The following is a 25193-nucleotide window of genomic DNA, read 5'->3' as shown; positions in this document are numbered from 1 at the left end:
CGCCACGGTCAGAACCGCATGCCCAGACCGGCCTCGGCGCCGCTCTGGCCGTGGACCAGGATGTAGGCGGCGTTGAGGTAGACGAAGGACAAGGGCCGCGTCCGGACGCTCTCGCCCGCGCCCGCGACGCTGTAGTTCCACGGCCGCAGCTGGACGCCGGCGGTGAACCGGCTCTCCACGGTGTTGAAGGCGGTGCCATTGAGGGTCGGGGCCAAAGGAGCGGAACGAACGACCAGGCGCACATGGTCCAAGCCCGCGCCCAGATACGGATTGAAGACGGAGTTGCCCATGGAGAAGACCAGGCTACCCCCGGCGTGGCTGGCCGAGAAGGACTGATACACCACGGCATGGGCCACGCCGCAGACCAGCAATTGCGGCGCCCAGGGCTTGTCCGAAGTCTTGAGCAGGCCGTAGCGCAGGCCGCCTCCGGCGACGGTGAGGCCCTCGTAGCTCATGCCGCGGATGAAGCCGTCGATGCGGTAGGGCATGCCGATCTCGGCCTGTATCCAGGGCAGGCCGAAAGCCCGCACCCCCTTGTTGCGCAGGATCGTGTCGCCCCGGGACGGATAGAACTGCGCCCCGGCGTGCCCGCCCACGTCGAAGCCGGAGAACCCCAGAGGCCGGGCGCTGTGGAAGGTGGCCGAGCCCAGGATGCCGCCCAAGTCGCGAGCGAAGGGCTTGAGGGAACCTGAATCCGCGAACCTCTCGAACCCGTCATAGATGTCCGCCCGGACGGGAGCGGCCGCGAGCATCGCCAACACGCAGAGAACCAGCCTTTTCATTGGACCACCTCTAGATTCGCGCGCAACGCGCGGCCGACGGCCGCCGCCTTCTGCAATGCCATGCGTTCTTCGATCTTGAGATTCAACTGCACGATGCGCTCCAGCCCGGCCGGCCCCAGCACGACCGGGACCGTGAGGAATATCCCCTGCACGCCGTACTCCCCGTCCAGAAGGACCGAACAGGGGCACAGCCTCCGGCCGCCGTCCAGCAGCGCCCCGGCCAGTTCCGCCGCGGCGCCGACGAGCTCCTCGGGCGCGGACGCCGTGCACGCCCCCGCCGCCAGGCGGTCGAGGTCCTGGCGGGAGAACAGCTCCTCGGCCGGGATCCCCCCCACGGACCACAGGCGCGGCAGGGCGACCAAGGACTCGCCGCAGCCGCCCAGGACCGCGGCCCGCACGTCAGAAGATCCCACGCCGAGGGCTCCCCCGATGAGGCGAGCCAGGCGCCGCTCGTCCGTCAGTCCCGCCACCCCCAGGACGCGAGTGCGCGGCAGGCCCGCAGCGCGCAAGGCGGCCAAGGCCAGGAGATGGACGGGCCTGACCGCGACCACCAGCGCGCAGCCCGGACAGCGCCGAGCCGCGGCGGCAGCTGCGGCTCGGACCCAGTCGACGTTGCGACGCAGCAGATCCTCATGTCCCCCTTGGGCCGCCGGGTCGCCCAGCAGGACCAGGACGTCACAGGGCGGCAGGGCGTCGGCCCGGCTGGGGTCGATGAGCGTGACCTCGACTCCGGCCAGCCGCAGCGCCGGCGCCCGTGCTACGGCCAAGACGACCACTCTCTTGGGCATCAGAAGGGGATGTTGCCGTGCTTCTTGGGGATGCGCTCCGTCCTCTTGTGGCGCAGGAACTGCAGGGCGCGGATGACCTTGGGCCGGGTCTCGCGCGCGTCGATGACCTCGTCGATGTAGCCGTGCCGCGCGGCCTGGTAGGGAGACGCGCAATCCCGCACGTAGTCGCCGATGAGCGCCTGGCGGTCCGCCTCCCGGTCGGCCGAGGCCTGCAGGCGGTCCGCGTAGAGGATGTCCACGGCCCGGGCCGGGCCCATCACCGCGATCTCCGCGCTGGGCCACGCGAAGTTGACGTCCCCGCGGATATGCTTGGAGCCCATCACCTCGTAGGCCCCGCCGTAGGCCTTGCGCAGGACCACCGTCACCTTGGGGACGCTGGCCTGGCAGTAGGCGTAGACCAGTTTGGCGCCCTTACGGATGAGCCCGTTGAACTCCTGTTCCAGGCCCGGCCAGTAGCCGGGGACGTCGACCAAGGTCAGCAGGGGGATGTTGAAGCAATCGCAGAAGCGCACGAACCGGGCGGCCTTCTCGCTGGCGCTGATGTCGAGCGCCCCGGATAGATAGGCGGGATTGTTGGCCACGACCCCCACGCTCTCGCCGTTGAGCCGGACGAAGCCCGTCACGATGTTGCGCGCGAACTCCTTGTGGACCTCCAGGAATTGATGGCCGTCGGCGATCTCCCAGATGACCTCATGGATCCGATAGGGTTTCTTCGTATCCATATCGGCGACCGCGCCCAGGACCTCGCTGGTGCGCCGAGGGTCGTCGGAAGGCATGACGGGCTTGGCGCGCTCGCGCCAGTTCTGCGGCAGGTAGTCCAGGAGTTCGCGCATCTGGCGGAAGCAGTCCGGCTCGGAGCGGGCCAGGAAATGGCAGACCCCCGAACGGCTGCTGTGCAGGTGCGCCCCCCCGAGCGACTCGGGGTCGCAGGCCTCCCCTCCGATCCCGGCCACCAGCTCCGGCGCGGTCAGGTACATGTGGCTGGTGCCGTCCACCATGAAGACGAAGTCGGTCAGCGCCGGGGCGTAGACCGCCCCGCCCGCGCAGGGCCCGAGGATGGCGGTGATCTGGGGCACGTAGCCGGAGGCGGCCACATGCCGCTGGAATATCTCCCCGTAGCCGCCCAGCGAATCCACCCCTTCCTCGAGGCGAGCGCCAGCCGAGTCGCACAGGGCCACCACCGGGATGCCGGACTCGAAGGCCAGGTCAAGCACCTTGCAGATCTTGCGGGACTGGGCCTGGCCCATGGTCCCGCTCCACACCGTGTAGTCGTGGGCATAGACGCACAGGGGCCGGCCGGCCACGCGGCCGAACCCGGCCACGACCCCGTCGCCGGCGAATCTCCCCCCCTCCCGTCCGTGGACCAGGAGGTCGGTCTCCTCGAAGCTGTCCTCGTCGAGGAGGAGGTCGAGCCTTTCGCGCGCCGTGAGCTTGCCGGCGGCGTGCTGGCGCGCCGCGGCCTCGGGACCGCCCCCGGCCCGGGCGCTCTGCGCCCGCGCCCGCATCTCCTCGAGCTTGCCCGTGGGCGGGTGCTGGTGCTTGGGCCTCTTGGTCTCGCTCATGCTACCAGGGCCCGCCCTTGGCGGAGAGCACCGCGACGAAGGCCTCCACGACCGCGGGGTCGAAGCGCGTGCCCTTGCCCTCCGCGGCTTCCTGCAGTGCGCGCTTCTCGAGCTCCTCTCCGTGCAGGCCGATGAGGCGAAGCTCCTCCATGGACTCGACCAGGCCCAGGATGCGCGCGCCCAGCGGTATGGCCTCGCCCTTCAGCTTGCCCGGATAGCCGGTGCCGTCATAGCGCTCATGGTGGTGCCCGATGAAAGGCAGCGCGCCTTCCACCATCTTGATGCCCTCGAGCATCTTGACCGAGAGCATGGGGTGCATCTCCTCTGAAGCGCTCGTGATCCCCAGGTCCGCGAGCAGGCGCTGGTTCTTAAAAGCCACATAGCCCATGTCATGCAGGATGCCGGCGTAGTAGAGCATGCGGTACTCGTAGTCTTCGACGCCCAGGGCCCGGCCGATGGCGCAGGCGAGCTGGGCCGAGCGTACGGGATGCTCGGTCATATTGGGCTTGGTCGTCTCGATGACTCCCACCAGCAGCTCCATGACGTGAGAGAAGAAGTTCTTCTGCTCGGAGATGACCTTGGCGTTGGTGATGGCCACCGAGGCCAGGCTGGCCAGGCTGGAGAGCAGTCCGATGTGCTCCTGGGAGTAGCCCCCGGAGCGCTTGTTGAGCACCTCCACGACGCCCACGAGTTCGCTCCGGTACTCCATGGGCACGCACAAGAGCGAGTTGGTCACGAAGCCGGAGGCCTTGTCGAACTTGCCGGCGAAACGGGGATCCGTTCGGGTGTCATTGACCACCACGGGCTTGCGGTGCAGCGCCACCCAGCCGCCGATGCCCTGGCCGACAGGCAAAGTCATGGTCTTCAGGGTCTGCGCCTTCTCCCCGGAAGCCACCTTGAAGTAGAGTTGTTTGCGGTCGTCGGTCACCAGCATGATGGCGCTGGCCTCGGAATCGAGCAGACGCTCGGCCGCGGCGCCGATCTTCTGCAGGAGGAAGTCCAGGTCGATGGTGGAATTGAGGCTGCCCGCGATGGAGAAGAGCTCCAGGGCGGTGTTGACGTCCATGCCGGCGGCCGTTCCCGCGGCCAAAGTGGTCTTGTCGTTGTCAGCCATGGCTCACTCCGTTCCTCCCAGGACTTCCCGGACCGTGGTCAACCCCATCTTGACCTTCTCCAGGCCGTCCTGCACGATGAGGCGCATACCTTCCTTCATGGCCTCGCGCTTCACCGGATCGGCGGCGACATCCTTCAGGCAAAAGGTGCGCAGGGTGTCGGTCATCACGAGCAATTCGTGCATGCCGACGCGGCCCTTGTAGCCGAGGTTCTTGCAGGTGTCGCACCCGCCGCCCGGCGGAGGGCCGCAGAGCTTGGTGCCCGCGGGCAGGTCCACCGCGTTCTCTTGGAAAATTTTCACTTCCTCCGGCGTGGGGTCGTGGGGGGCCTTGCATTCGGAGCACAGCCGGCGCGAGAGGCGCTGGGCCAGGATCGCCTTGATCGTGCCGGCCACCATGAACGAGGGCAGGCCCATGTCGGTCAGGCGCGAGATGGTGGAAGAAGCGTCGTTGGTGTGGATTGTGGAGAACACCAGATGGCCGGTCATGGCGGCCTCCATGGCGATGTGCGCGGTCTCCTCGTCGCGGATCTCACCGACCATGATGACGTCTGGGTCGAGGCGCAGGAAGGAACGCAGGGCCGTGGCGAAATCGAACTTCTTGTTCTCGCCGAGCTTCAAGTCCGGGTTGACGGGCACCTGGACGATGCCCTCGAGGTTGTACTCGACCGGGTTCTCGGCGGTGAGGATCTTGATGTCCGGGCGGTTGACGTGGTTCAAGGCGGCGTAGAGAGTGGTGGATTTGCCCGAGCCCGTGGGGCCGCAGACCACGATGAGGCCGAAGTTCTTCTTGCCGCCGATGCCCTTGAGGAGCCCCAGGAACTTGTCCAAGGTGTCGGGCATGAAGCCCATCTTCATGATGTCCACCTGCACGGACTTGCGGTCCAGGATACGCATGACGCAGGACTCGCCGTAGACCGTGGGGACCATCTCCACGCGGAACTCGATGGGGTTGCCTCCGGCCAGGATCTGGATGCGGCCGGACTGGGGGATGCGCCGCTCCGTGATGTTCATGGAGCCGGTCATGATCTTGATCTTGGCCGCGACCGCGGCCCGGTAGCCCCAGGGCACGATGAAGGGACCGGGCAGCAGGCGCCCGTCGACGCGGTAGCGCAGCAGGAGCTTGGAGTTCTTGCCCGTGGCGTCCTCGAAGGGCTCGATGTGGATGTCCGAGGCCTTCATGCTCAGGGCGCCCAGGATGATGGCGTTGACGAGCTTCTCGACCTCGGGGGCGGAGGCGTCGACCTCGGCGATGTCGGACTTGGCCTCGTCCTTGACCACTTGCATGCCTTCGCCCACCTGGGTCCCCTCGGCCTCCTTCTTGGCCATGTCCGCGACGAGCCGGTTCATGACCGCGCCCTCGCCCTTGCCGTAGGCGTTGTCCAAGGCCGCCATGATGTCCTGGGGCATGGCCAGGTAGGGCTCGACCGCCATCCCCGTGCGCAGCTGGATGTCTTCAACGACGAAGAAGTCCCGCGGGTCGGCCATGGCCACGAAGAGGGCGCTCTCCTCCTTGGCGAAAGGGATGGCATGGTGGCGCCGGGACACGGCCTCGGGGATGATCTTGGCGATCTCATTGTCGATACCGATCTGCCCTAAGTCCACGGCTTTGACTTGCCATTCCCCGGAAAGGCACTTGAGGAGCTGTCCGTTGCTCATGAGCTTGAGGTCGATGATGGACTGCTGGAGGATCTTGTTGTTCTTCTTGGCGTCGGCCTCGGCGGTCTTGAGCTGCTCTTCGCTCAAGAGCTTGCTTTCGCCGAGGATCTCCGTCACCGTCTTGCGCCGCTGCAGACCTTTGAGAGCCATGATCTTCTCCGCTTAACGCAATTCCAGACAGTCGCCGACCCGGACCGAACCCTGGAGCCTGCCTCCGGCAAGTTCCAGGACGCTGTGCGCCCCGAAGACCCACGGCGAGAGGCGCCAGGGTTTGAGCCTTTCCAGAACGCGCACGACGCGCAGCTGCCGGTCCAGGAACACGACGTCAATGACGAACTTCATGAAAAAGGTGTGGATCATCGGGCACGGCACGATCCAAAGGCCTTCCTCCGGCGCCAGCGCGGTCCGGCCGAGCAGGCCGCGCGAACGCGACACGGAATCGTCTGCGACGGCGACGCGGGAGGCTATCTCGCGCTCGCGCGTACGGTTAAACGCTACTAAAATACGCTCTGCCATTCAACGGATGACCGCCACACGGCCCCGCGTGGTGCCGTTGTCGGTGGAGACGACGAAGATGTAGGTGCCGGTAACCACGGGGCTGCCGGCGGCGTTGCGGCCGTCCCAGGTCAGGCCCGTGACCGTCCGCACGTACTCGCCGCCGATCGTGTAGATCTTGATGGCGGCATTGGCGCCCTGCAGGCTGGTCGGGATCGAGAAGGAGACGGCGCCCGTCTGAGAGGTGCGGAAGGGGTTAGGATAAGCGATGGCCTTCTGGTCGCCGTCGAAAGCGGCAGTCCCGTTGACGGCCAGGCGCATGGCGCGAAAGGCGTTGACGCGACCGGCGCCGGAGCTGCTTCCAGCCGGCCGCAATCCCGCGCCTGCGCCCGCTGAAGCCACACCGATAGAGTCGGCGCTTCCGCGGATGATGTTAAAGACGTCTGTCGGGGTCTTCGCGGGCTTGGCCGCTCGTACCAGAGCGGCCACTCCAGAAACATTGGGAGCCGAGAAGGATGTCCCGCTCTCCGTCCCATAGCCGCCGCCGATCATCGTGCTGAGGATATCGACCCCCGGAGCCACGACGCCGTTGGTGGCCATCTCGGGCCCGACCGCGGAGAATACCGCGATATTGTTGCTCGAATCCGTAGCCCCGGCCGCAATGACACCGGGGATCTTGGCCGGACACTCAACGACCTTGCCCGGATTATCCAGGAAATCATAGTTGCCGGCCGCGGCGACCACGACTACGTCTTTAGCCAAGGCGTTGTCGACCGCGGTGATCAACGCCGCATTGCAGGGGGACTCGACTCCACCCAGACTCATATTGATGACCGCTTTGCCCAGACCGGGTTCGAGGCCGGCCACGTAATTCAGAGCAGCGACCAGAGTCGCATCATCGCTGCAACCCGTGTTGTCGATGACCTTGATCGGGAGGATACGGGCACCCCAAGAGATACCCGCAATGCCCAGGCCGTTGTTTCCCGAAGCGGCGGCGACCCCAGCGACCCTGGTGCCATGCCCGAAATCGTCCGAGAAAGCAGCCCCGCACACGCCGGAGCAGCCGGGCTGGGCCGGCGGGCAGAAATCCTTGCGGTTGGCGGTGTCGATCTTGCCGGCGAAATCAGGATGCGAGTCGTCCACGCCGCTGTCCAAGACGGCGATGGTGACGTTGTTGGATGTACCGACCTCGAATTCCCATGCGCCGAACGCATCCATCTGGGACAAGGAGTATTGCTGTGGCGCCAGGGGGTCGTTGGAGGTCAGGTCCAGATGGTGAGAAAAGACGTAATCCGCCTGGGAAACCTCCGGTCGGGCCTGGATGAGGCGGAGGACCTGCCGCACATCCGCTCCGATGCCAACCGAGACTTCGAAGAGGCCCGGGGCTCCCAGACTGCGCAGTTCCGTCGTCCCCACGGCCTGATGCACGGAATTCCTCTGCGCGGCGTCCAAGCCCTCCCGAAACCGGACAATGAGACGGTCCGACAGCGCCTCGCCTCGGACCGCGCCCTTCGCATCGAGGACCTTCACCCTGTCGGCGAACGAGGCCGCCAAGCCCCCTCGGGACAGGGCCAACAGCGCGGCGAGGCACGCCGCCCTCTTCATGGGATCCCGTTCTCCTTGCGGATGATATCCACCAGCTCGGAGATATCCGTCAGCACGAACTCGGCGCCCGAGTCCTTGGTCTCGTGCGTGTCGCCGTACTTGGCCCAGGCGGTGCGGATGCCCAGGTTCTTGGCTCCCGCGACGTCCCGCTCGGCCCAGTCGCCCACCATGACCGTCTCCCCGGGCTTGGTGCCCAGGACCTCCAGCGCCTTGCGGAAGGGCTCCGGCGCGGGCTTATGCACCCCGAGGTCCGCCGAAGTCACGACGTGGTCGAAGTAGTGATGCAGGCCCAGGCCCACGATGCGCAGCCACACCTCGAGCTTCGGGGCGTCGGAGAGGGCCGCGCTCTTGACGCCGAGCCGCATGAGCTCCAAAAGGGTCAGGTGCACGTGCGGATAGAGCGCCATGGTCCCGGCTTTGGAGCGGCGGTAGCCCACGATGCCCGCGGCCAGCAGCTTGTAGTCGACGCCGCCGAACTCCGCCTTGAGCACCTTGTCGAAGATCTTCTGGTCCTCCACGCCCTCTTTCCAGTAGGTCTCGAAGATCTTCTCGACCATGGCCTCCTTGCGCACCTGGAGGCCCGCGTCGATCATGCTCTCCACGGCCGAGTCCACCGCCGCCCGCTTCATCTTCATGAAGTCGGTGAGGGTGTTGTCGACGTCGAAGATGACCGCCCTGATCATGCCGCGCCCGCCGGCTATTCCTTGACCCGCTCCACGTAGCCGCAGGTGCGGGTGTCCACCCGGATCTTGTCGCCCTCCTTGATGAAGAGCGGCACCGAGATCTCCAGGCCCGTCTCCAAGGTGGCGGGCTTGACCATGTTGGAGACCGAGTCGCCCTTGACTCCGGGGACGGTCGAGGAGACGGTGAGCACCACGTTGGGCGGCAGCTCGATGTTGGTCAGCTTGTCGTCGACGTAGACCGCCAGGACCTCCATGTTCTCGCACAGGAACCTGGCCTGCGGCCCGAGCTTGGCCTTAGGGAAGGAGACCTGCTCGTAGGTCTCCGAGTCGATGAACACGGCCATGTCGCCCTCGTCGTAGCTGTAATGCTTCTCGCGCTTGGTCACCGGGACCTCGCGGAACTTGCTGCCCGAGGAGTAGGACCGCTCGCAGACGGAGCCCGTGGACAGGGAACGCAAGGTGGTGCGGTAGACGGCCGCGGACTGGGACTTGCGATGATGCTGGTAGCTGAGGATCTCCCAGAACTGTCCCTCGTCCTCGAAGACCAGGCCATTGTGGAAATCAGCAGTGCTGATCATGCGCACCTCCTAATGCTATCGGTTGATAATGTTACAATATTCTCGATGGCCAACGGGAAAACGGTCGCCGTGGGCTTGAGCGGCGGGGTGGACTCCGCCGTCGCGGCGCGCATCCTCCAGGAGCGAGGTTTCGCGGTCGTGGGCCTGACCATGCAGACCTGGGACGGGTCCCTGCCCATCCCGGACCGCGGCCGCTCCGGCTGCTACGGCCCCGGCGAGGCTCGCGATCTGGCGGCCGCCCGCGAAGTGGCCCGGCGCCTGGGGATCCCCCATCACACCATCCCCCTGGCGGCGGAGTTCAAGACCCTGGTCCTGGATTATTTCCGCGGGGAGTACCGTTGCGGCCGCACGCCCAACCCCTGCGTGCGCTGCAACCAGGCCATCAAGTTCGGTCTGCTCCTCAAGAAAGCCCGCGAATCCGGCATCCGCTTCTCCGGCTTCGCCACCGGCCATTACGCGCGCGTCGAGGCCCGGACCGCGGACGGACGCATCCTCTTGAAGCGCGGCGCGGACCGCCGCAAAGACCAGTCCTATTTCCTGGCGCGCCTGAGCCAAGAGCAGTTGGCGGCGCTGGTCCTGCCGCTGGGCGCATTGACCAAGGCCCGGGTCAAGGAACTGGCCCGAGGCCTCGGCTGGCACGACGTCGCGGACAAGTCCGAGAGTCAGGACTTCATCGAAAGCCCCGATTACGGCGTGCTCTTCGACGAGTCCGATTCCCGTCCGGGGCCCATCCAGGACCTCTCCGGCCGGGTCATCGCCCGGCACAAAGGCATCGTCCACTACACCGTGGGCCAGCGCAAAGGCGTCGGTTTGAGCGGAGCGGGCCGGCCGCTCTACGTGGCACGCATCGACGCCGCCTCCCGCACGGTCATCGTCGGGCCCAAGGAAGCCTTGTACTGCGCGCGCTTCACGGTGCGCGAAGCCACTTGGATCAGCCTCAGCGGCCCCCCGGCGCAGCCCGTCCAAGTCGAAGTCCAAGTCCGCCAGCAGCACCGGCCGGCCGTCGCCGAGGTCTCGCCAGGCGATGAGCCGGGCACGATCCAAGTCGATTGCGCCGAGCCCCAGCTCTCGGTGACGCCCGGACAGACCGCGGTCTTCTATCAGGGAGAGGTCGTCGTCGGCGCGGGGACCATCTCGTCGGCCGCCGAACCGACCCGGTAGATCTCGGTCCTTTCCTCCGCGTCGGCGAAGACGCGCCGGCCGCCGGAGAGCAGGTCCCGCAGTCGGTCCAGAGGCATGGGGTCATGCGTGGTCCCGCCTGAAGCCGTGGTCATGAAATGCTCATTGGGCTCGGTCAGGACGTAGTCCACGCGCGCGGCCTTGAGCCAGGCTGCGAAAGCGCCGGGCTCATAGAGCTTGCGCAGGCGCACCGTCTGGCGGCCCGTGAGCAAGAACCACCTCCCGTCAAGATCCGCCGCGAAGACGTCCGCCGGCGAGGTCGCGCCCTGGATCCAGGCCAATGTCTTCAGGGGCGGCGTGTTGAGCGGAGTGTGCCGCCAAAGCGAAGTCCTCACGACGTTGGCCACGGGCGCGAGGCTCAAGGCCAAGCTCAAGGCCGCCGCGCCTAAGACCAGTCTGTCCCGCATGCGCAGCCTCCGGTCGACCGCGGACAGGCCCAGGAAGAACAGGGGGGCGGCCATGGGCAAGGCGGTGAAAATATAACGGCCTGACTGGAGGTGGAGTCCCAGGTGCAGCGCCGCATAGAGCAGCAGATACACGCTCAGAAGCTTGCGCCAACCCCGGCCTCCCCACTCGCGCAGGCCGACGGCCAGCGCGGCCAAGCCCAGCAGGACGGTGGCCCAGCGCAAGGCCTGGAGGCCCGGCGCTGCCGGCCAACGGAACCAGGTCCGTCCGAAGAGCTCGGGACCATAGAACCCGGCGTTGCGGGCCAGCCGGATCAGGAAGTCGCTGAAGGCCGACGAGGCGCTCCAAGGCGCGGCCAGCTGCGCAGCGTAGGGCAAAGCCGAGCCGCCGATCAGGGCGTTGCGCCCCAGCCAGGGCGCCGCGACCAGAGCGGCCCCGGCCGCGGCCCAAGCCGCCCGCCCCCAACGCCTCTCCCCCAGCAAGGACAGGACCAAAGCCAGGGTGAGGGCCGCGCCTGTGGGCCGGATGAGGAAGGCGGCCCCGGTCATGGCGCCCAGGCCGGCCCAGGCCCGGTCCGACCCCTTCTCCCAGATCGGCCGCGCCGCCAGGAAGACCAGCAGCGTCATGACCAAGAACGGGATATCCGAGAGCACGGTCCCCGAGATGCTCGCCGTGAGCGGGTTGAAGGCCGTCACCGCGACGGCGGCGAAAGCCGCGGCGGGCGGCAACTCGGAGGCGAAGCACGCCCACATCAGGCCCATGGCCGCCGTGGTCAGCGCCACGGAGAGCAGCTGCGCCGCCAGCGGCGAAGAGCCCGCCAGCCAGCTCCACTGGGCCAGGACCAGCGGATAGCCGGGCATGTAGATGGTCATGGGCGGAGCCCCAGGAGCGCTCAGTTCCCGGAAGCCGCCGGACAGCAAGGAACGCGCGCCTAGGAGATAGAAGGCGTCGTCGTTGAAGAAGCCCACATAATAGGCCCGCAAACAGAGCAGGTAGAGCAGCGCCAGGCCCGCTAGGCAGCCCGCCCGCGCCAGATTCGGGGACACAATACTTAATTCAGGCTTACGCCGTTTCGAGGACACCATGCTGGATCAGGCTTTCTCGTCTGACGGAGCGGGAGATAAGTATTGTGTCCCCAAACTCCGGGCCAGGCCGCGCCAGAGCGCGAACGGGATCTCTTCGGCCCGCGCGGCAGGAGCGATCCCGAGCTCCGCGAAGGCTGCGGCCACCTTCTCCCGGTCGAGGCTCAGGCCCCGGGCCAGCACACCCAGAGCCATCTTGCGCCGTTGGCCGAAGGCGATCTTGGCCACGCGGAAGAAGGCCGCCTCCTCGGAGGCGGGCACCAAGGGTTCGGGACGACGCCGAAGCAGCACCACGGCCGAGGCCACCTTGGGCCGCGGTCGGAAGCAATCACGCGACGCCTCGAGCAGGAGCTCGGCCGAAGCGTGGATCGCCACGGAGAGGGTCAGCAAGCCGTAATCCGCGCCGCCCGGCCCCGCCGCGATGCGCTCGGCCACCTCCTTCTGGAACATGAGCACGGCGGTGCTCCAATGCGGCCAGGGCAGGAGGCGCTGGAGGATCGGCGTGGCCACCGCGTAAGGGAGATTGGCCGCGACCTTCCAGGGCCCCGGCCCGAGCGACCCCAGTTCGAACTCCAAAAAATCCGCGTTGACCACGCGCAGATTGGCAGGACGGTCCAGGGCGGCGGCGAGCTGCGCCGCCAGCAGCTCGTCGAGCTCCACGGCCACGACCGTGCGCGCGCGGGGCAGGAGCGCGGCAGTGAGGATGCCGCGCCCCGGGCCGATCTCAAGAACGCTGTCGCCGGGCGCGATCTCAGCGGCGGCCGCGATGGCGTCGCGCACCGCGGTGTCCACGAGATAGTGCTGATCGAGACGCGCGCCCATCAGACCGGGCTCGCCAGATCGGCGGCCAACCGGCGCATGAGGTCCATGCCCGTCTTCCAGACGTCGCCCGCGCCCAAGGTCAGCACCACGTCGCCGGGGCGCAGCTGGCGCAGCACGTCCAGGCTGCCGCTGAAAGGAGCGCAGGCGACCCCGGAGCGGCGCAGGGAATCCAGGATCAGCGCGGAACTCACGCCCGGCAGCGGCGCCTCCCCCGCGGGGTAGATGGGCATGACGAAGACTTGGTCGGCGCGCGCGAAGGCGGGGCCGAACTCGCGGGCCAGGAGCTTGGTCCGGGAATAGCGATGCGGCTGGAAGACGACCATCGTCCGCCGGCCTCCCCACAGCGTCGCCACCGCCTCCACCGCAGCCCGGACCTCGGTGGGGTGATGGCCGTAGTCGTCTACGAACTCGACTCCGCGGGCCGCGCCCAGACGGTCGAGCCGGCGTCCCACGCCCCGGAACGCCGCCAACCCGCGTCCCAGTCCGCTCAGAGGAAAACCCAGGAATCGCCCCGCGGCGAGGGCCGCCAGCGAGTTGAGCACGTTGTGCCGGCCGGGGACCCGCAGACGGATGCGGGCCGCGCGCCGGCCGAGATGAAAGGCCTCGTAGCTCGAACCGTCCTTGTCCAACCGGAGCCCGCGCGCTTGCCAGTCGGCCCGCCGCGATATCCCGTAGGAGATGACCCGCGCGCGCAGGCAGGGGCGCAGACGGGCCAGCTCCGGGTCGTCGGCGCAGAGCACGGCGGCGCCGTAGAAAGGCAGGCGCGAGAGATGGTCCACGAACGCGGCCCGCAGATTGGCCATGGTCTTGTGGTGGTCGAGGTGGTCGTTGTCGATGTTGGTGACCACGGCCACCAGGGGCGCCAGGTGCACGAACGAGCCGTCCGATTCGTCGGCCTCGGTCACCAGATAGTCGCCCAGGCCCAGGCGGGCGTTGGAATCGATGTTCTTGATCTGCCCGCCCACGATCATGGTGGGCTCGGCCCCGGCCGCGGCCAGGGCCATGGCCGCCATGGCCGTGGTCGTGGTCTTGCCGTGCGAGCCGGCCACGGTCACGGTCTTCTTCATGCGCCCCAGCTCCGCGAGCATCTGCGCGCGCAGCACGACCGGCACTCCCGCGCGCCGGGCGGCCCGGACCTCGGGGTTGTCGGGCCGCACGGCGGAGCTCACCACCACGACCTGCGCGTCGCCGACATTGGCGGCGGCATGGCCCACGGACACGCGCACGCCCGCGGCCTTGAGGCGCCGGGTGATCGCGCTCGCCTTGAGGTCGGACCCAGAGACCCGGTAGCCGAGATTGACGAGGACCTCGGCGATGCCGCTCATGCCCACGCCGCCGACGCCGACGAAATGCACGCGCCGGACGAAGGCGCGCATGTGACCGAGGTCGAGGGACATCAGCTTTTCCCCTTGGTCCCGGCCCCCTGCGGCGATTGCTTGGGCGCGGCCTGGCGGTTGAGCCACTTGAGGCCTTCCTTGGCCGCGCGGTTGCCGGGGTCGATGCGGCGCGCCTCGAGGAGAGCCTTGATGGCGCCGGCCTCGTCGCCGGTCATGACCGAGGCCACGCTGCGGCCGAGTTGGGCGGGCACGCTCGCGGCATCGAGCTGCCCCGCGCGCACGAAGGCGGACAGGGCCCTTTGGCCGTCTCCCAGGATGGCGTAGCCCAGTCCCGTGGCCACCCACCAATCGCTCTGGTCCGGCTGGGGCGGGGACTCCCCGGCCTCCGGCAGGACCTCCTCCACCAATCCCATCCAGCCGGTGCCGATCACCCAGAGGCCCAGGTCGTTGCCCACCTGCCTGGGCTCGTAGGAGACCTTGGGAGGGTTCTCCGCGTCGCTGCGGGAGGGTCCCGCGTCGGCGAGGCGGGTGAAGGTCAGGTTCATCCCCAGGCGCGTGTCGGCCCCCTCGGGCGCTGTCTTGAGCAGCGCTCTGAGGTCCTCCATGACCTGGCGGACCTGCGCGGCGCGCTCCTCGGGCTTGGCGGCGCGCAGTTGATACTGCCGCCGCGTCGCCTTGGGCGTGCCGTCGGTGTCCGAGAGCCGCTGGGACAGGGCCTTGCGCAAAGACGAGGCGCTCTCGACAGGGGCCTTGACCAGCCTGGGCTTGGGCACGAAGACCACGTCGACCTCCATGATCGCGCTCTGATCGAGCGGGATGCGCTCCAGGTTGCGGGTGAAGACCGAGAGGGGGTCGTTGGCGTCGTTATCCGGGGGGGGCGGGCTCGCCGGCGTCTCGGGCTGGCCCGCCGCGCCGGGACCCGAGGCGGCCTTGTGGCCGCCGGCGTAGGAGACGGACAGCCGCAGCCCCCCGCCGCCCTCCTCGGGAGTGAGGTGGAAGGCCTCGCTCATCATGGCGCGGGCGCGCCGGGAGTCGTCGCCCTGAAGCATCAGGCGGGCCAGGCGGAAGCGCGCCACCGCGTCGCGCGCCTTGAGGTCCACGGCCTTGCGGAAGCTGCGCTGGGCGGACTTGCGGTCACCGGTGCGCTCCTCGGCGGCGCCCAGTTCCAGGACCGCGTCCTCGAAATCGGGGAAGAAGCCCAGCGCCCGGTGCAGGGAGTCGATGCAGTCCGAGTCGCGGCCGAGCCTCCGGTAGAGCAGCGCGAGCTGGTAGTGATAGAGCGGGTTCTTGCCGTCGAGTACGACGGCCCTGCGGGTATGCTCCAGCGCCTCCTCCATCAGGCCCAGGGACTCCTCGATGGAGCCGAGATTCATCTGGACATCCGCGCGCTGGCCGTCGAGCTCGGCCGCCTTCTTGAACGCCTCGTAGGCGCCCTTGTCCTCCCCCTTCCAGGCCAAGGAGATGCCGATGAGGAGCCAGACCTGGGCGCTGCGCGGGTCCTGCTCCAGGGCCTTGCGGTACTCCTCCAAGGAGCGATCCACTTGGCCGGTCCAGTAGTACCCCACGCCCAGCATGGTGTGCGTGGTCGGTTCGCTGGGATTGGCCTGCACCGCGCGCTGGAACTCGCGGAGCGCCTGGTCGTACTGCTTTTGGTCGAGATACCGGGCGCCCTGGCGCAGGCCCCGGTCGGCCTGGTCGGCCATGATCTGGTCCCAGATGGTCTGCCCGGCCGGCTCCGTCCGGCCGGCCCGCGCGGGCGCCCATAGGCAGGCCAGCAGGACCGCCAGCGCGGCCAAACGCCGCAGGTGGGGCAGCATGCGCGTCAGCGCCGCGGCCCGGTGGCTCAAGGTGTTCTTCTCCTCCAGGCTCAGTTGGGCGAGGGTCAGGCCCCGGGACGGCACGATGAACAGCGGATCATAGCCGAAGCCGTTGCTCCCCGCCGGCTCGGCGGCGATGACGCCGTCGAGCCGCCCCTCTTCCAGGACGACTTTCCCGCCGCCGGGGTCGCAGAGGGCCATGACCGTACGGAAGGCGGCCCGGCGCCGCCCCGGAGGCACGTCCCGCAGGGCCTCCAGGAGCTTGCGGTTGTTGGCCGCGTAATCGCAGTCGGCTCCGGCGTAGCGCGCGGAGAGCACCCCCGGCGCGCCGCCCAGGGCCGCGACCTCCAGGCCCGTGTCGTCGGCGAGGCACCAAAGCCCGGTCGCGGCCGCGGTCGCGGCCGCCTTCTTGCGCGCGTTGCCCTCCAAGGTGGGAGCGTCCTCCTCGACGGAGGGAGCGTCGGGCCGCTCGTCGAGGGAGAGGACGCGCAGTCCTCCTCCCAGAAGGCTCGAGATCTCGGTGACCTTGTGCCGGTTGCGGGTCGCGAGGAGGATTTCCATCATTCATTGCCGCTACGTCGATAAAATTGTACATTATTGCCATGAAGGCTTGGATGCGGCTCCTGACCGCGGCGGTCCTGGCCGCAGCCCTGAGCGGCTGCATGCGCAACGTGGAGCCGGTGGACCTCAGCGACGCGGCCATCAAGGCCCGCATCGAGACCGCCTTGCGCAGCCAGCCCAATCTCGACCTGCGCTACCTGACCATCGACGTCGACACCGGGGTCGTGACCCTATCCGGCGTGCTCAAGGACCGGCGCGAGCAGGACCTCGTCACGCGCCTGGCGCGCCGGACCAAGGGCGTGGACCAGGTCCTCGTCAACGTCTTCATCCCCGAGTGAGCCTGACCCGGCCCCCGGCCGCGGCGACCGTACGGCGGCGCCTGCTGGCTTGGTACGAGCGCTCGGCCCGGCCCCTGCCTTGGCGCCGCGACGCCGACCCCTTCCGCGTCTGGGTGGCGGAGACCATGCTCCAGCAGACCACCATGGCCGCGGTCGAGCCCCGCTATGAGGATTTCCTGCGGCGTTTCCCTGACGTGCGCGCCCTGGCCCGCGCCCGCCAAGCCCACGTCCTGCGCGCCTGGGCGGGCCTGGGCTACTACGCCCGGGCGCGGAACCTGCACGCCGCCGCCCGCCGCATCGCGGCCCGGCCCGGCGGGGACTTCCCGCGCGACCACGACGCCTGGCTCGCCTTGCCCGGCGTCGGCCGCTATACGGCGGCCGCGGTGTCCTCCATAGCCTTCGGCCGCGCCCACGCGGTCCTGGACGGGAATGTGGCCAGAGTGCTGTGCCGGCTCTTCGCGATCCGGTCCGACGCGCGCCGACCCGCCACGCGGACACGACTGGCGGCGCTGGCGCAAGGCCTGCTCGACCCCCGCCGGCCGGGGGATTGGAATCAGGCCGTCATGGAATTGGGCGAGGTCGTCTGCACTCCGAAGAGCCCCGCCTGCGGAGCCTGCCCTTGGCGCGGGCTGTGCGCGGCCCGGAAGGCAGGCCTCCAGTCGCGGCTGCCGGTCCTCGGCCCGCGGGCCGCGCCGCAAGACCTGAGCTGGACCTGCCTATGGATCGAACGCCGCGGCCGCGTCCTGCTCTGGAAGCGCGGCCGGAAGGAACTCCTGCTCAAGGGCCACTGGGGCTTGCCCGAGGCGGGACGTTTTCCAGCCCGGGTCGGAGCCCGGCTGAAGACCCTGCGCCATCCCATCACCCGCTACCGCCTGGCGCTCTGCCTGCGCCGGGCGCGTCTGCTGGGGCCGAGGCCGCCGCAGGCGCGCTGGGTGGAACGCGCGCGCCTCAAGGACTTCCTGATCTCCTCGCTCTGGCTCAAGCTGATTCAAGATTGAATCGCCGCCCGTTTCTTTCTATCCTAAAGGGATGCGGTCCCGCCTCTCTCTCGCTCTGGCCGCGGCCCTGGGCGTGCTGGCCTGGGCCGGGCCCTCGGCCTGCAACCGCGTCAAGCCCATCGTGCGCATCGCCGTGACCGGGCCCCTGACCGGGGACCTCGCGCCCGAAGGCCTGGGCATGCAGCGCTCGGTGGAGATGGCGGTGGCCGACTCGGAGGCCGGCGGGGAGTCGCTCTGGCGGTTCGAAGTGGCCCCCTACGACGACCGTGCCGAACCGGAGACGGCGGCCCTGGTCGCCGGCCGCATCGTCGCGGACCCCGCGGTGGCCGTGGTGGTGGGGCACATCACCTCCGGCTGCTCCATCGCCGCGGCCAAGGTCTACGCCGCGGCCGGGCTGACCATGATCACCCCGTCGGCGACCAGTCCCGAGGTGACCCTGCAGCAGACCCGCCCGGACTGGACCGATCCCCGGGTGGCGCTGCGCATACCGGCCTCCGACGCGGTCCTGGGCGCCTACGCGGCCGACTACGCCTACGACCGGTTCGATCTGCGCCGCATGGCCGTCGTCGAAGACGGGACTCCCTATGGCCGCGACCTGACCGCGGCGTTCCGCCGGCGCTTCGAGGCCAAGGGCGGCGTGACCGTGCCCTCCCGCAGCGTCTCCCGCGGCCAGAGGGACTTCACGGCGCTCCTCTCCGAGCTGCAAGCCCTGCGGCCGGACGGGCTCTTCTTCGGCGGGATCTACACGGAGTTCGGGCAGCTGCTCAAGGCGGCGCGGGGGCTGGGCGTGCCATGGCCTTTCCTGGGGGGAGACGGGGCCAAGGCTCCGGAGCTCTTCGCCGTCGCCGGCCCGGCCGCCGACGGGGCCTACCTCGCGGTCAGCGGCGTGCCCGTGGAGGACATCCCCAGCGCGGCGGACTTCGTGGAGAACTACCGCAAGCGCTACGGCGGCATGCCGCGGGTCTTCGACCACTACGCCTACGAGGCCGGACTCATCGCCGTGGAATGCCTGCGCCACCACGGCTCCGACCGCCCGGCGGTGCTCGACTGCATCCGGAACAGCCGGCACTCCGGCATGCTCGGCACCATCGTGTTCGACGCCAAAGGCGACACCCTCAAAAGCGTCATCACCATGACCAGGGCCGACGCCAAGCAGAAGCGCTTCGTGCCCATCTATTGATATGAAGCTCGTCTCTTTCGAAGTCGCGACCCTGCTGGGGCCCTTCACCCGCCTGGGCGCGCTCTGGCGCGAGCAGGTGGTGGACCTCAACCTCGCGGCCGCGGCCCGCCTGGGCCGGCTCGGCCGGTCCCAGCCCCGCCGTCTGGCCGACGCGCTGCTGCCTGCCGACATGCTCGCCTTCCTCGACCGGGGCCAAGACGCCCTGGCCGAGGCCCGTCAGGCCCTGGATTTCGCCGCCGGCGAGACCGAGAAGCACAGGACCCCGGCCGGGCCCCGGGGCGAGCGCGTCGTCCACCAGCTCGGCGACGTGCGCCTGCTCGCGCCCCTGCAGCCCCGCTCCCTGCGCGACTTCTTCGCCTACGAGGACCACGCCCTGAAGGCCTGGAGTCGGGCCGGCGCGCCCCTGCCCGCGGCCTGGTACGAGCATCCGGTCTATTTCAAGGGCAACGCCCGCGAGATCTACGGCCCGGACCAGGAGGTCCCCTGGCCGAGCTACACCCGGCGCTTCGACTTCGAAGCGGAGGTGGCCTGCGTGGTGGGGGCGCCCGGCCGCGACCTCTCCCCCGAAGACGCCCCGGCCCGCATCGCGGGCTTCACCATCCTCGACGATTTCTCGGCCCGCGACGTCATGAAGTCGGAGTTCGCCTGCGGCATGGGGCCGGCCAAGGGCAAGGACTTCGCCTATGGTCTGGGCCCGTGCCTGGTGACGGCGGACGAGGTGGGGCCCGAGGAGGATCTGGAGATCCAGGTGCGGGTCAACGGCGAGCTCTGGAGCCAAGGCCGCACCGCGGACCGCTACTGGAGCTGGGGGCTGATGCTCTCGCACGTCTCCCAGGAGGAGACCCTCCAGCCGGGGGACGTGCTGGGCTCAGGCACCTTCTTCCGGGGCTGCGGCCTGGACCTGGAGCGCTGGGTGAAGCCAGGAGACGAGGTGGAGCTGCGCGTGGACAAGCTGGGCAGCCTGCGCCACAGGATCGGCAAGCCCAAATCTCAGACGAGGCTGAAATATGGCCGTGGTTAGATGCCCGGCCTGCGGCTGCGAGTCCCCGGATTCGGCGCAGTGGTGCGACCTCTGCAAGGAGCCTTTCCGCCGGGGGCGCCCGGCGGCCGCGCCGGCCGCCAACCCCGCTCCGGCCGGGGAGCCAAAGACGGGGATACCCCCCGAGTTCCTCGCCCTCGACACCGGCGGCAAGATCCCCGCCGCCCCCCCATGGCTGCGCTATGCGGCATGGTCCGTTGTCGCCGCTTGCGTCATCCTCATCATGGCCTTTTTGGGCGCATATCTGGCCAAACAGAGCCTCCCCCAGCCAGCCCAGCAGTCCGGTCAGATTTCGCAATAGCTTCACAAAGGCGTTTTTCCTGTAATATTCTTGCAAATACCTTCTTGCATACTCCTGATGGTGCGCAAGCATGTCCAAGGCGTAGTCTGCTTGGCTGCCCTCCTGTGCCTGGGCCGCTCTCTGCCCGCCCGCGCGGGAGGCCTCGCCAGTTCCGGCCAGGGCACCACGAGCGCGGAGTTCCTGCGCATACCCGTCGGAGCGCGCCCGGCCGGCCTGGCGGATGCCTTCGTCGGGTTAGCGGACGACGTCCATGCCCTGGCCTACAACCCGGCGGGGATCGCCTTCCTCGCGCGCCAAGAGGTCGGCATGGTGTTCGACGCCTACGCCCCGGGAGTCAACCACGCGTGGACCGGCTACGTGCACCCGCTGCGCTTCGGCACCTACGGGCTGGCGATCAACGCGCTCAGCGTCGCGCCTTTCGAAGCCTATTCGGCCACCGACGATTCCGCCGGCCAGACCTCGGCCCTGGACGCGGCCTACCAGCTCTCCTACGGCCTGCGCATATCGGACACCTGGGCCGTGGGCGGCTCAGGCAAGTACATCACCTCGCGGCTCCACACCTACAACGCCGCCACCGTGGCGGGGGACATCGGCACCCTGTGGGTCCCGATGCGCGGCGTGCGCCTGGGCGCCTCCGTGCTCCACCTCGGCAACGGCCTGCGCTACATCTCCGAGACCTACCCCTTGCCCATCACGGCGCGGGTCGGGGCCTCATGGACGCCCTACGACCCGAGGGACTTCCCGCACTATTTCACCCTCGCCTTGGACGGCATCCAGACCCAAGGCCAGGCGGTGGCGGTCTCCGGCGGCGTCGAGCTGTGGTACCAGGGCGTCCTGGCCGTGCGCCTGGGCGGCCGCACCGACCCGGGCGAGGGCGCCGGCTACACGGTCGGCATGGGCCTCTACGTCTTCCGCGACGAGCACAGGCCCTGCGAGCTGGGCTTCGACTACTCCTTCATGGACTCCGGCAACCTCGCGCAGACGCACCGGGCCAGCATCGTCCTCAAGTTCGGCCAGACCCTGCGCGAGGAGCGCCGCGGCACGGTCATCGAGTGGCGCCGCGCCCGGGACCAGGCGGGCCCGCTGCGGCAGCGCGAGCTCGAGCGGGCGCGCCAGGCCCCTGCGGCCCGGGCCCCGCAGCCGGAGTCGAAGCAGACGCTGCCGGATTCCGAGATGATCCTATCCCCCGATTACAAGAAGTGGGTCCGCCCATGAGCCATAGCGACCGACGAGGCAACTTATGAAGAAATCCCCCTTCCTTCTGCTGGCGTTGCTGGCGGGCGCGTGGTGCGCCGCGCCGGCGCGCGGCGCCACATTCCGCCCGCAGGGCACGGCGGCTCCAGGCAGCGTGCCGGGAGGCATCAACTACCAAGGGCAGCTGCAGCAGAACGGGGTCCCCGTGACCGCCAAATGGGATATCGTCTTCCGCATCTACAACTGCGGGCCGGATCCAGCGGTATCCGCATCCTGCCCCACCGAGACGCAGATAGGGGCGGACATGCCGGCATCCGTCGACATCGTCTCAGGGCTGTTCAGCGTCAACATTCCGGTGACGACCAACACCTTGGTGGGCGGCGGGCAGCGCTGGCTGGAAATGGAGATATTCAAGGGAGGCCTCGGTGCGGGAGGCGGCATAAAAATGAAGCCGCGGGAGCAGCTCTACTCCATGCCTTACGCGCTCGTGGCCAAGACCATCGAGGGGACCATCGACATCTCCACCGGAGGGTTCGTCATCAACGCGCCCGCCGCCAGCAGCAACGCGGCGTTCTACGTCTCCTCCGGCACGGCCTTCATCGGCATCGGGACCTCGCACCCCTCCACCCTGTTCAATGTGAGCGGGGGCACCCTGACCATCGACGGCGCCGGCGCCGGCCTGCATCTGGACTCGGGACTGATGCTCATCGACGGCACCGGGGCCAGCCTCGTTGTCCAGGCGTCCGCGACGTTCGGCAACGCGAACAGCACGTCGGGCTTCACCGCGGACGGTGCGCTGCAATTGAACGCCCCCCTGGATCTGAAGTACGGCGGCACGGGCCAGAATTTCCACGACGCGGCGAAGGGCAGCATCCTATATTTCGACGGCAGTCCGGTGGTAAAGATATCCTCGGTCAGCATCGGCGGGCCAGGCAGCCTCCTGACCTCCAACGGATCGATACCGGCCTGGAGCACCGCGAGCTACCCGAGTCTGGTGTATAGGGGAGACCTCCTCTACGGCTCCGCGGACAACGTCGTCTCCACGATGTCCGTCGGCGTGCCGGGCAGCCTTTTGCAATCCAGTTGGACGGTCAGCGGCGGCACGGTCCCGGCCTGGACCAGCGCGAGCTACCCCGGTGTGGTGTTCAAGGGAGACCTCCTCTACGGCTCCGCGGCCAACATTGTCTCCACGATGACCATCGGCGGGGCAGGCAGCCTCCTGCGCTCCGACGGCAAGGTCCCAGCCTGGACCAGCGCGAAGTACCCGGATGCGGTGTATAAGGGAGACCTCCTCTACGGCTCCTTGGACACTATCGTGTCTACGCTCTCCTTTGTCAACACGCCCACACGATATCTGGCCAACACCGGCGGGGCAGGCACCATCCCGGCATGGGACCAGGTGGACTTGGCCAATGGGGTGAAGAACACCCTATCCGTCTCCAGCGGCGGCACGGGCGCGGACCTGAGCGGAGCCAGTCAGGGCTTCATCCCATATTTCAACAACAACCACATGATGGTCGCGCTAAGCACCGCGACCGCGGGATGGTTCTTGACGACCGCCGGGGCTGGCGCAAATCCCTTCTGGAAGAATCTTGCCGACGGGACGACCATTTACCGAGCCATAAACCTGGTCGGCGGAAAGCAGGGCTCGCTGCCCTATCAATCCGCGATGGACACCACGATGATGCTGGATTCGGGCACTGCCGCCGGCCAATTGCTCACGATGGCCGTAAACCCGGCCTGGACCATGGCCACCTATCCGGGCTCGACCAGCAAGAACCAGATACTATATTCCATCACGGATGACACGGTGACCGGACTGGGGAGCATCAGCGACGGCATCCTGGTGACCGACATCTCCTCGGTGCCATCGATCGGGAGGAACATCCCTGCCGACGTCACCATCGGCGGCAGCTACATCTATCGCGTCGGCGGGACTACGGTGCCGTTCGCGGACGGCGGCACGAACACGAATCTCTTCGATGGTGTCGCCATAGGGAGCTTGATCTACAAGAAGGACGCGACCAGCCTCGGAGGCGCCGCTCTGACCGGCGTTATCAAGGGCAACGGCGCCAGCGCGCCCACGGTCATAACCAGCACGCCAGGCTACGTCGCCTATTGGTCGGATGCCTCCACCATCGCAGGAGTGCCGTACATCGCCATATCGAGCGGCGGGACGAACGCGGACCTCTCCGGTCCTGGGGGCATAGGGGGCCTGATCTATAAGGTCGATGCCTCGACGCTCGCGAACACCGGGACCCTGACCGGCGTGCTCAGGGGCAACGGCAGCAACCCGCCCACACCCATGACCGGGGCGCCCGGGCAGATCGTCTATTGGTTGACCGCCAGCACCATCGCGGCGACGCCGTCCGTCTCCATATCGAGCGGCGGAACGGGCGCGGACAACTCCGCCGCGGCCACGGGGGCCCTGTTCTACATGGCCGGCTCCAGCATCGTGGCCACCTCGGCCCTGACCGGCGTGCTCAAGGGCAACGGCAGCAACACTCCCTCGACCATGAGCGGGTCCCAGGGTCAGATCGCCTATTGGCTGGATGCCAACACCATCGGCGGGGTATCGGTCATCTCCATATCGAGCGGCGGGACGGGCGCTGACCTCTCCGGTCCTGGGGGCATAGGGGGACTGATCTACAAAAAGGACGCGACGAGCCTCGCCGGCACCGGAGCTCTGACCGGCGTTCTCCGGGCGGACTCCAACGGCCCGACAGCCAACACCGGGACGGCAGGGTACATCACGTATTGGGTGACCAACAGCACCATCGCGGCGACGCGGTACGTCTCCATATCGAGCGGCGGAACGGGCGCGGACCTCTCCAACGCGGACATAGGAGGCTTGATCTACAAAAAGGACGCGACGAGCCTCGCAGGCCTCACAGCTCCGACCGGCATTCTCCGGTCCGACTCCAACGGCCCGACAGCCAACACCGGGACGGCAAACTACATCGCCTATTGGGTGACCAACAGCACCATCGCGGCGACGCGGTACGTCTCCATATCGAGCGGCGGGCTGAACGCGGACAACTCCGTCGCGGCCACGGGGGCCTTGTTCTACATGGCCGGCTCCAGCATCGTAGCCACCTCGGCCCTCACCGGCGTGCTCAAGGGCAACAACACCGGCGCGCCCTCCGCCATGACCGGGACGCCGAATTACCTTGCCTATTGGGCGGATGCCAACACCCTCGCGGCGACGCCGACGACGAAGGTCTCCTTATTGAACGGCGGGACGAACGCGGACAACTCCGGCGCGGGCCAGGGGGGCGTGTTCTACATGGCCGCCTCCAGCCTCGTAGCCAGCTCGCCCCTGACCGGCGTGCTCAAGGGCAACAACACCAGTGCGCCCTCTGCCATGACCGGCACGGCGAACCAGATCGCCTATTGGTCGGATGCCAACACCCTCGCGGCGACGCCGTACGTCTCCTTGTCGAGCGGCGGGATGAACACGACCAACGCCGGCGCGGCCCCGGGGGCCTTGTTCTACATGGCCGGCTCCAGCGTCGTAGCCACCTCGGCCCTGACCGGCGTGCTCAAGGGCAACGGCGCCGGCGCGCCCTCTGCCATGACCGGCACGGCGAATTACCTTGCCTATTGGTCGGATGCCAACACCCTCGCGGCGACGCCGTACGTCTCCTTATCGAGCGGCGGGCTGAACGCGACCAACG

At 68.4% G+C, this 25193-nt stretch carries 21 protein-coding genes and 1 pseudogene; 8 read left to right on the top strand and 14 right to left on the bottom strand.

Features of this window, described 5'->3' with window-relative positions; all coding sequences use genetic code 11:
* Positions 1–8: 8 nt before the first annotated feature.
* From NTY77_03190 to efp, 9 genes are read right to left on the bottom strand one after another with little or no spacing between them, the layout of a single operon-like run.
* Positions 9–782, bottom strand: a complete 774-nt coding sequence (locus tag NTY77_03190; protein ID MCX5794488.1) for a hypothetical protein — start codon at positions 780–782, stop codon at positions 9–11.
* Positions 779–1570, bottom strand: a complete 792-nt coding sequence (locus NTY77_03185) for a hypothetical protein (GenBank protein ID MCX5794487.1) — start codon at positions 1568–1570, stop codon at positions 779–781. Before NTY77_03185 ends, NTY77_03190 begins: the two co-directional genes overlap by 4 nt.
* A complete protein-coding gene (locus NTY77_03180) occupies positions 1570–3132 on the bottom strand; it encodes an acyl-CoA carboxylase subunit beta (protein MCX5794486.1) in 1563 nt (520 codons plus the stop codon). Before NTY77_03180 ends, NTY77_03185 begins: the two co-directional genes overlap by 1 nt.
* A gap of 1 nt (position 3133) precedes the next feature.
* Positions 3134–4246, bottom strand: a complete 1113-nt coding sequence (locus NTY77_03175) for a GAF domain-containing protein (GenBank protein ID MCX5794485.1) — start codon at positions 4244–4246, stop codon at positions 3134–3136.
* A gap of 3 nt (positions 4247–4249) precedes the next feature.
* Entirely contained in the window at positions 4250–6052 is a 1803-nt protein-coding gene (locus tag NTY77_03170; GenBank protein ID MCX5794484.1) for an ATPase, T2SS/T4P/T4SS family, read from the bottom strand.
* 12 nt (positions 6053–6064) lie between these two features.
* Entirely contained in the window at positions 6065–6418 is a 354-nt protein-coding gene (locus tag NTY77_03165) for a DUF192 domain-containing protein (protein ID MCX5794483.1), read from the bottom strand.
* Positions 6419–8002: a S8 family serine peptidase gene (locus tag NTY77_03160; GenBank protein ID MCX5794482.1), complete on the bottom strand. Its 1584-nt coding sequence runs from the start codon at positions 8000–8002 to the stop codon at positions 6419–6421.
* Complete coding sequence (locus NTY77_03155; GenBank protein ID MCX5794481.1) at positions 7999–8685, bottom strand: HAD-IA family hydrolase; 687 nt, start codon at positions 8683–8685, stop codon at positions 7999–8001. Before NTY77_03155 ends, NTY77_03160 begins: the two co-directional genes overlap by 4 nt.
* 14 nt (positions 8686–8699) lie before the next feature.
* Entirely contained in the window at positions 8700–9263 is a 564-nt protein-coding gene (efp, locus tag NTY77_03150; protein ID MCX5794480.1) for an elongation factor P, read from the bottom strand.
* Between the two features lie 45 nt (positions 9264–9308).
* Between efp and mnmA the strand changes: the two genes are divergently transcribed.
* Complete coding sequence (gene mnmA, locus NTY77_03145; protein MCX5794479.1) at positions 9309–10424, top strand: tRNA 2-thiouridine(34) synthase MnmA; 1116 nt, start codon at positions 9309–9311, stop codon at positions 10422–10424.
* Here the strand turns inward: mnmA and NTY77_03140 are convergent.
* From NTY77_03140 to rdgB, 5 genes and pseudogenes are all read right to left on the bottom strand, one after another.
* A complete protein-coding gene (locus NTY77_03140) occupies positions 10364–11893 on the bottom strand; it encodes a glycosyltransferase family 39 protein (GenBank protein ID MCX5794478.1) in 1530 nt (509 codons plus the stop codon). The two genes, mnmA and NTY77_03140, sit on opposite strands and share 61 nt — an antisense overlap.
* Before the next feature lie 45 nt (positions 11894–11938).
* Entirely contained in the window at positions 11939–12751 is an 813-nt protein-coding gene (rsmA, locus tag NTY77_03135) for a 16S rRNA (adenine(1518)-N(6)/adenine(1519)-N(6))-dimethyltransferase RsmA (protein ID MCX5794477.1), read from the bottom strand.
* The gene (murC, locus tag NTY77_03130) at positions 12751–14127 is read right to left on the bottom strand and encodes a UDP-N-acetylmuramate--L-alanine ligase (protein MCX5794476.1); all 1377 of its coding nucleotides are present in this window, start codon (positions 14125–14127) and stop codon (positions 12751–12753) included. Before murC ends, rsmA begins: the two co-directional genes overlap by 1 nt.
* A 20-nt stretch (positions 14128–14147) precedes the next feature.
* Positions 14148–15791, bottom strand: a complete 1644-nt coding sequence (locus tag NTY77_03125) for a tetratricopeptide repeat protein (protein ID MCX5794475.1) — start codon at positions 15789–15791, stop codon at positions 14148–14150.
* A 120-nt stretch (positions 15792–15911) separates the two neighbouring features.
* Positions 15912–16469: pseudogene (gene rdgB / locus NTY77_03120) on the bottom strand (RdgB/HAM1 family non-canonical purine NTP pyrophosphatase).
* A gap of 38 nt (positions 16470–16507) precedes the next feature.
* Between rdgB and NTY77_03115 the strand changes: the two are divergent.
* The 7 genes from NTY77_03115 to NTY77_03085 form a co-directional block, all read left to right on the top strand.
* Positions 16508–16804 (top strand): BON domain-containing protein, encoded by a 297-nt coding sequence (locus NTY77_03115; GenBank protein MCX5794474.1) that lies wholly within the window; start codon positions 16508–16510, stop codon positions 16802–16804.
* Complete coding sequence (locus tag NTY77_03110) at positions 16801–17802, top strand: A/G-specific adenine glycosylase (GenBank protein MCX5794473.1); 1002 nt, start codon at positions 16801–16803, stop codon at positions 17800–17802. The genes NTY77_03115 and NTY77_03110 overlap by 4 nt, the downstream gene beginning before the upstream one ends.
* 31 nt (positions 17803–17833) lie before the next feature.
* The gene (locus NTY77_03105; protein ID MCX5794472.1) at positions 17834–18982 is read left to right on the top strand and encodes a branched-chain amino acid ABC transporter substrate-binding protein; all 1149 of its coding nucleotides are present in this window, start codon (positions 17834–17836) and stop codon (positions 18980–18982) included.
* Between the two features lies 1 nt (position 18983).
* Positions 18984–20003 carry a fumarylacetoacetate hydrolase family protein gene (locus tag NTY77_03100; protein MCX5794471.1) on the top strand — a complete coding sequence of 340 codons (1020 nt, stop codon included), beginning with the start codon at positions 18984–18986 and terminating at the stop codon, positions 20001–20003.
* Positions 19996–20322: a hypothetical protein gene (locus NTY77_03095; protein ID MCX5794470.1), complete on the top strand. Its 327-nt coding sequence runs from the start codon at positions 19996–19998 to the stop codon at positions 20320–20322. Before NTY77_03100 ends, NTY77_03095 begins: the two co-directional genes overlap by 8 nt.
* A gap of 57 nt (positions 20323–20379) precedes the next feature.
* Positions 20380–21537 (top strand): PorV/PorQ family protein, encoded by a 1158-nt coding sequence (locus tag NTY77_03090; protein MCX5794469.1) that lies wholly within the window; start codon positions 20380–20382, stop codon positions 21535–21537.
* Positions 21538–21562: 25 nt separating this feature from the next.
* On the top strand, positions 21563–25193 hold a 3631-nt coding region (locus tag NTY77_03085; GenBank protein MCX5794468.1), incomplete at its 3' end, for a hypothetical protein.

Source organism: Elusimicrobiota bacterium (assembly GCA_026388095.1).
GTDB lineage: Bacteria > Elusimicrobiota > Elusimicrobia > UBA1565 > UBA9628 > UBA9628.
This window is presented reverse-complemented; position numbering and strand designations above follow the sequence as displayed.

What these genes read in the sequence shown, in the direction of transcription:
- efp (MCX5794480.1), bottom strand. Translation starts at nt 9,263, where the DNA reads ATGATCAGCACTGCTGATTTCCACAATGGCCTGGTCTTCGAGGACGAG.
- NTY77_03170 (MCX5794484.1), bottom strand. Translation starts at nt 6,052, where the DNA reads ATGGCTCTCAAAGGTCTGCAGCGGCGCAAGACGGTGACGGAGATCCTC.
- mnmA (MCX5794479.1), top strand. Translation starts at nt 9,309, where the DNA reads ATGGCCAACGGGAAAACGGTCGCCGTGGGCTTGAGCGGCGGGGTGGAC.
- rsmA (MCX5794477.1), bottom strand. Translation starts at nt 12,751, where the DNA reads ATGGGCGCGCGTCTCGATCAGCACTATCTCGTGGACACCGCGGTGCGC.
- NTY77_03165 (MCX5794483.1), bottom strand. Translation starts at nt 6,418, where the DNA reads ATGGCAGAGCGTATTTTAGTAGCGTTTAACCGTACGCGCGAGCGCGAG.
- NTY77_03125 (MCX5794475.1), bottom strand. Translation starts at nt 15,791, where the DNA reads ATGGCCGACCAGGCCGACCGGGGCCTGCGCCAGGGCGCCCGGTATCTC.
- NTY77_03100 (MCX5794471.1), top strand. Translation starts at nt 18,984, where the DNA reads ATGAAGCTCGTCTCTTTCGAAGTCGCGACCCTGCTGGGGCCCTTCACC.
- NTY77_03160 (MCX5794482.1), bottom strand. Translation starts at nt 8,002, where the DNA reads ATGAAGAGGGCGGCGTGCCTCGCCGCGCTGTTGGCCCTGTCCCGAGGG.
- NTY77_03175 (MCX5794485.1), bottom strand. Translation starts at nt 4,246, where the DNA reads ATGGCTGACAACGACAAGACCACTTTGGCCGCGGGAACGGCCGCCGGC.
- NTY77_03185 (MCX5794487.1), bottom strand. Translation starts at nt 1,570, where the DNA reads ATGCCCAAGAGAGTGGTCGTCTTGGCCGTAGCACGGGCGCCGGCGCTG.
- NTY77_03090 (MCX5794469.1), top strand. Translation starts at nt 20,380, where the DNA reads ATGGTGCGCAAGCATGTCCAAGGCGTAGTCTGCTTGGCTGCCCTCCTG.
- NTY77_03180 (MCX5794486.1), bottom strand. Translation starts at nt 3,132, where the DNA reads ATGAGCGAGACCAAGAGGCCCAAGCACCAGCACCCGCCCACGGGCAAG.
- NTY77_03115 (MCX5794474.1), top strand. Translation starts at nt 16,508, where the DNA reads ATGAAGGCTTGGATGCGGCTCCTGACCGCGGCGGTCCTGGCCGCAGCC.
- murC (MCX5794476.1), bottom strand. Translation starts at nt 14,127, where the DNA reads ATGCGCGCCTTCGTCCGGCGCGTGCATTTCGTCGGCGTCGGCGGCGTG.
- NTY77_03190 (MCX5794488.1), bottom strand. Translation starts at nt 782, where the DNA reads ATGAAAAGGCTGGTTCTCTGCGTGTTGGCGATGCTCGCGGCCGCTCCC.
- NTY77_03105 (MCX5794472.1), top strand. Translation starts at nt 17,834, where the DNA reads ATGCGGTCCCGCCTCTCTCTCGCTCTGGCCGCGGCCCTGGGCGTGCTG.
- NTY77_03155 (MCX5794481.1), bottom strand. Translation starts at nt 8,685, where the DNA reads ATGATCAGGGCGGTCATCTTCGACGTCGACAACACCCTCACCGACTTC.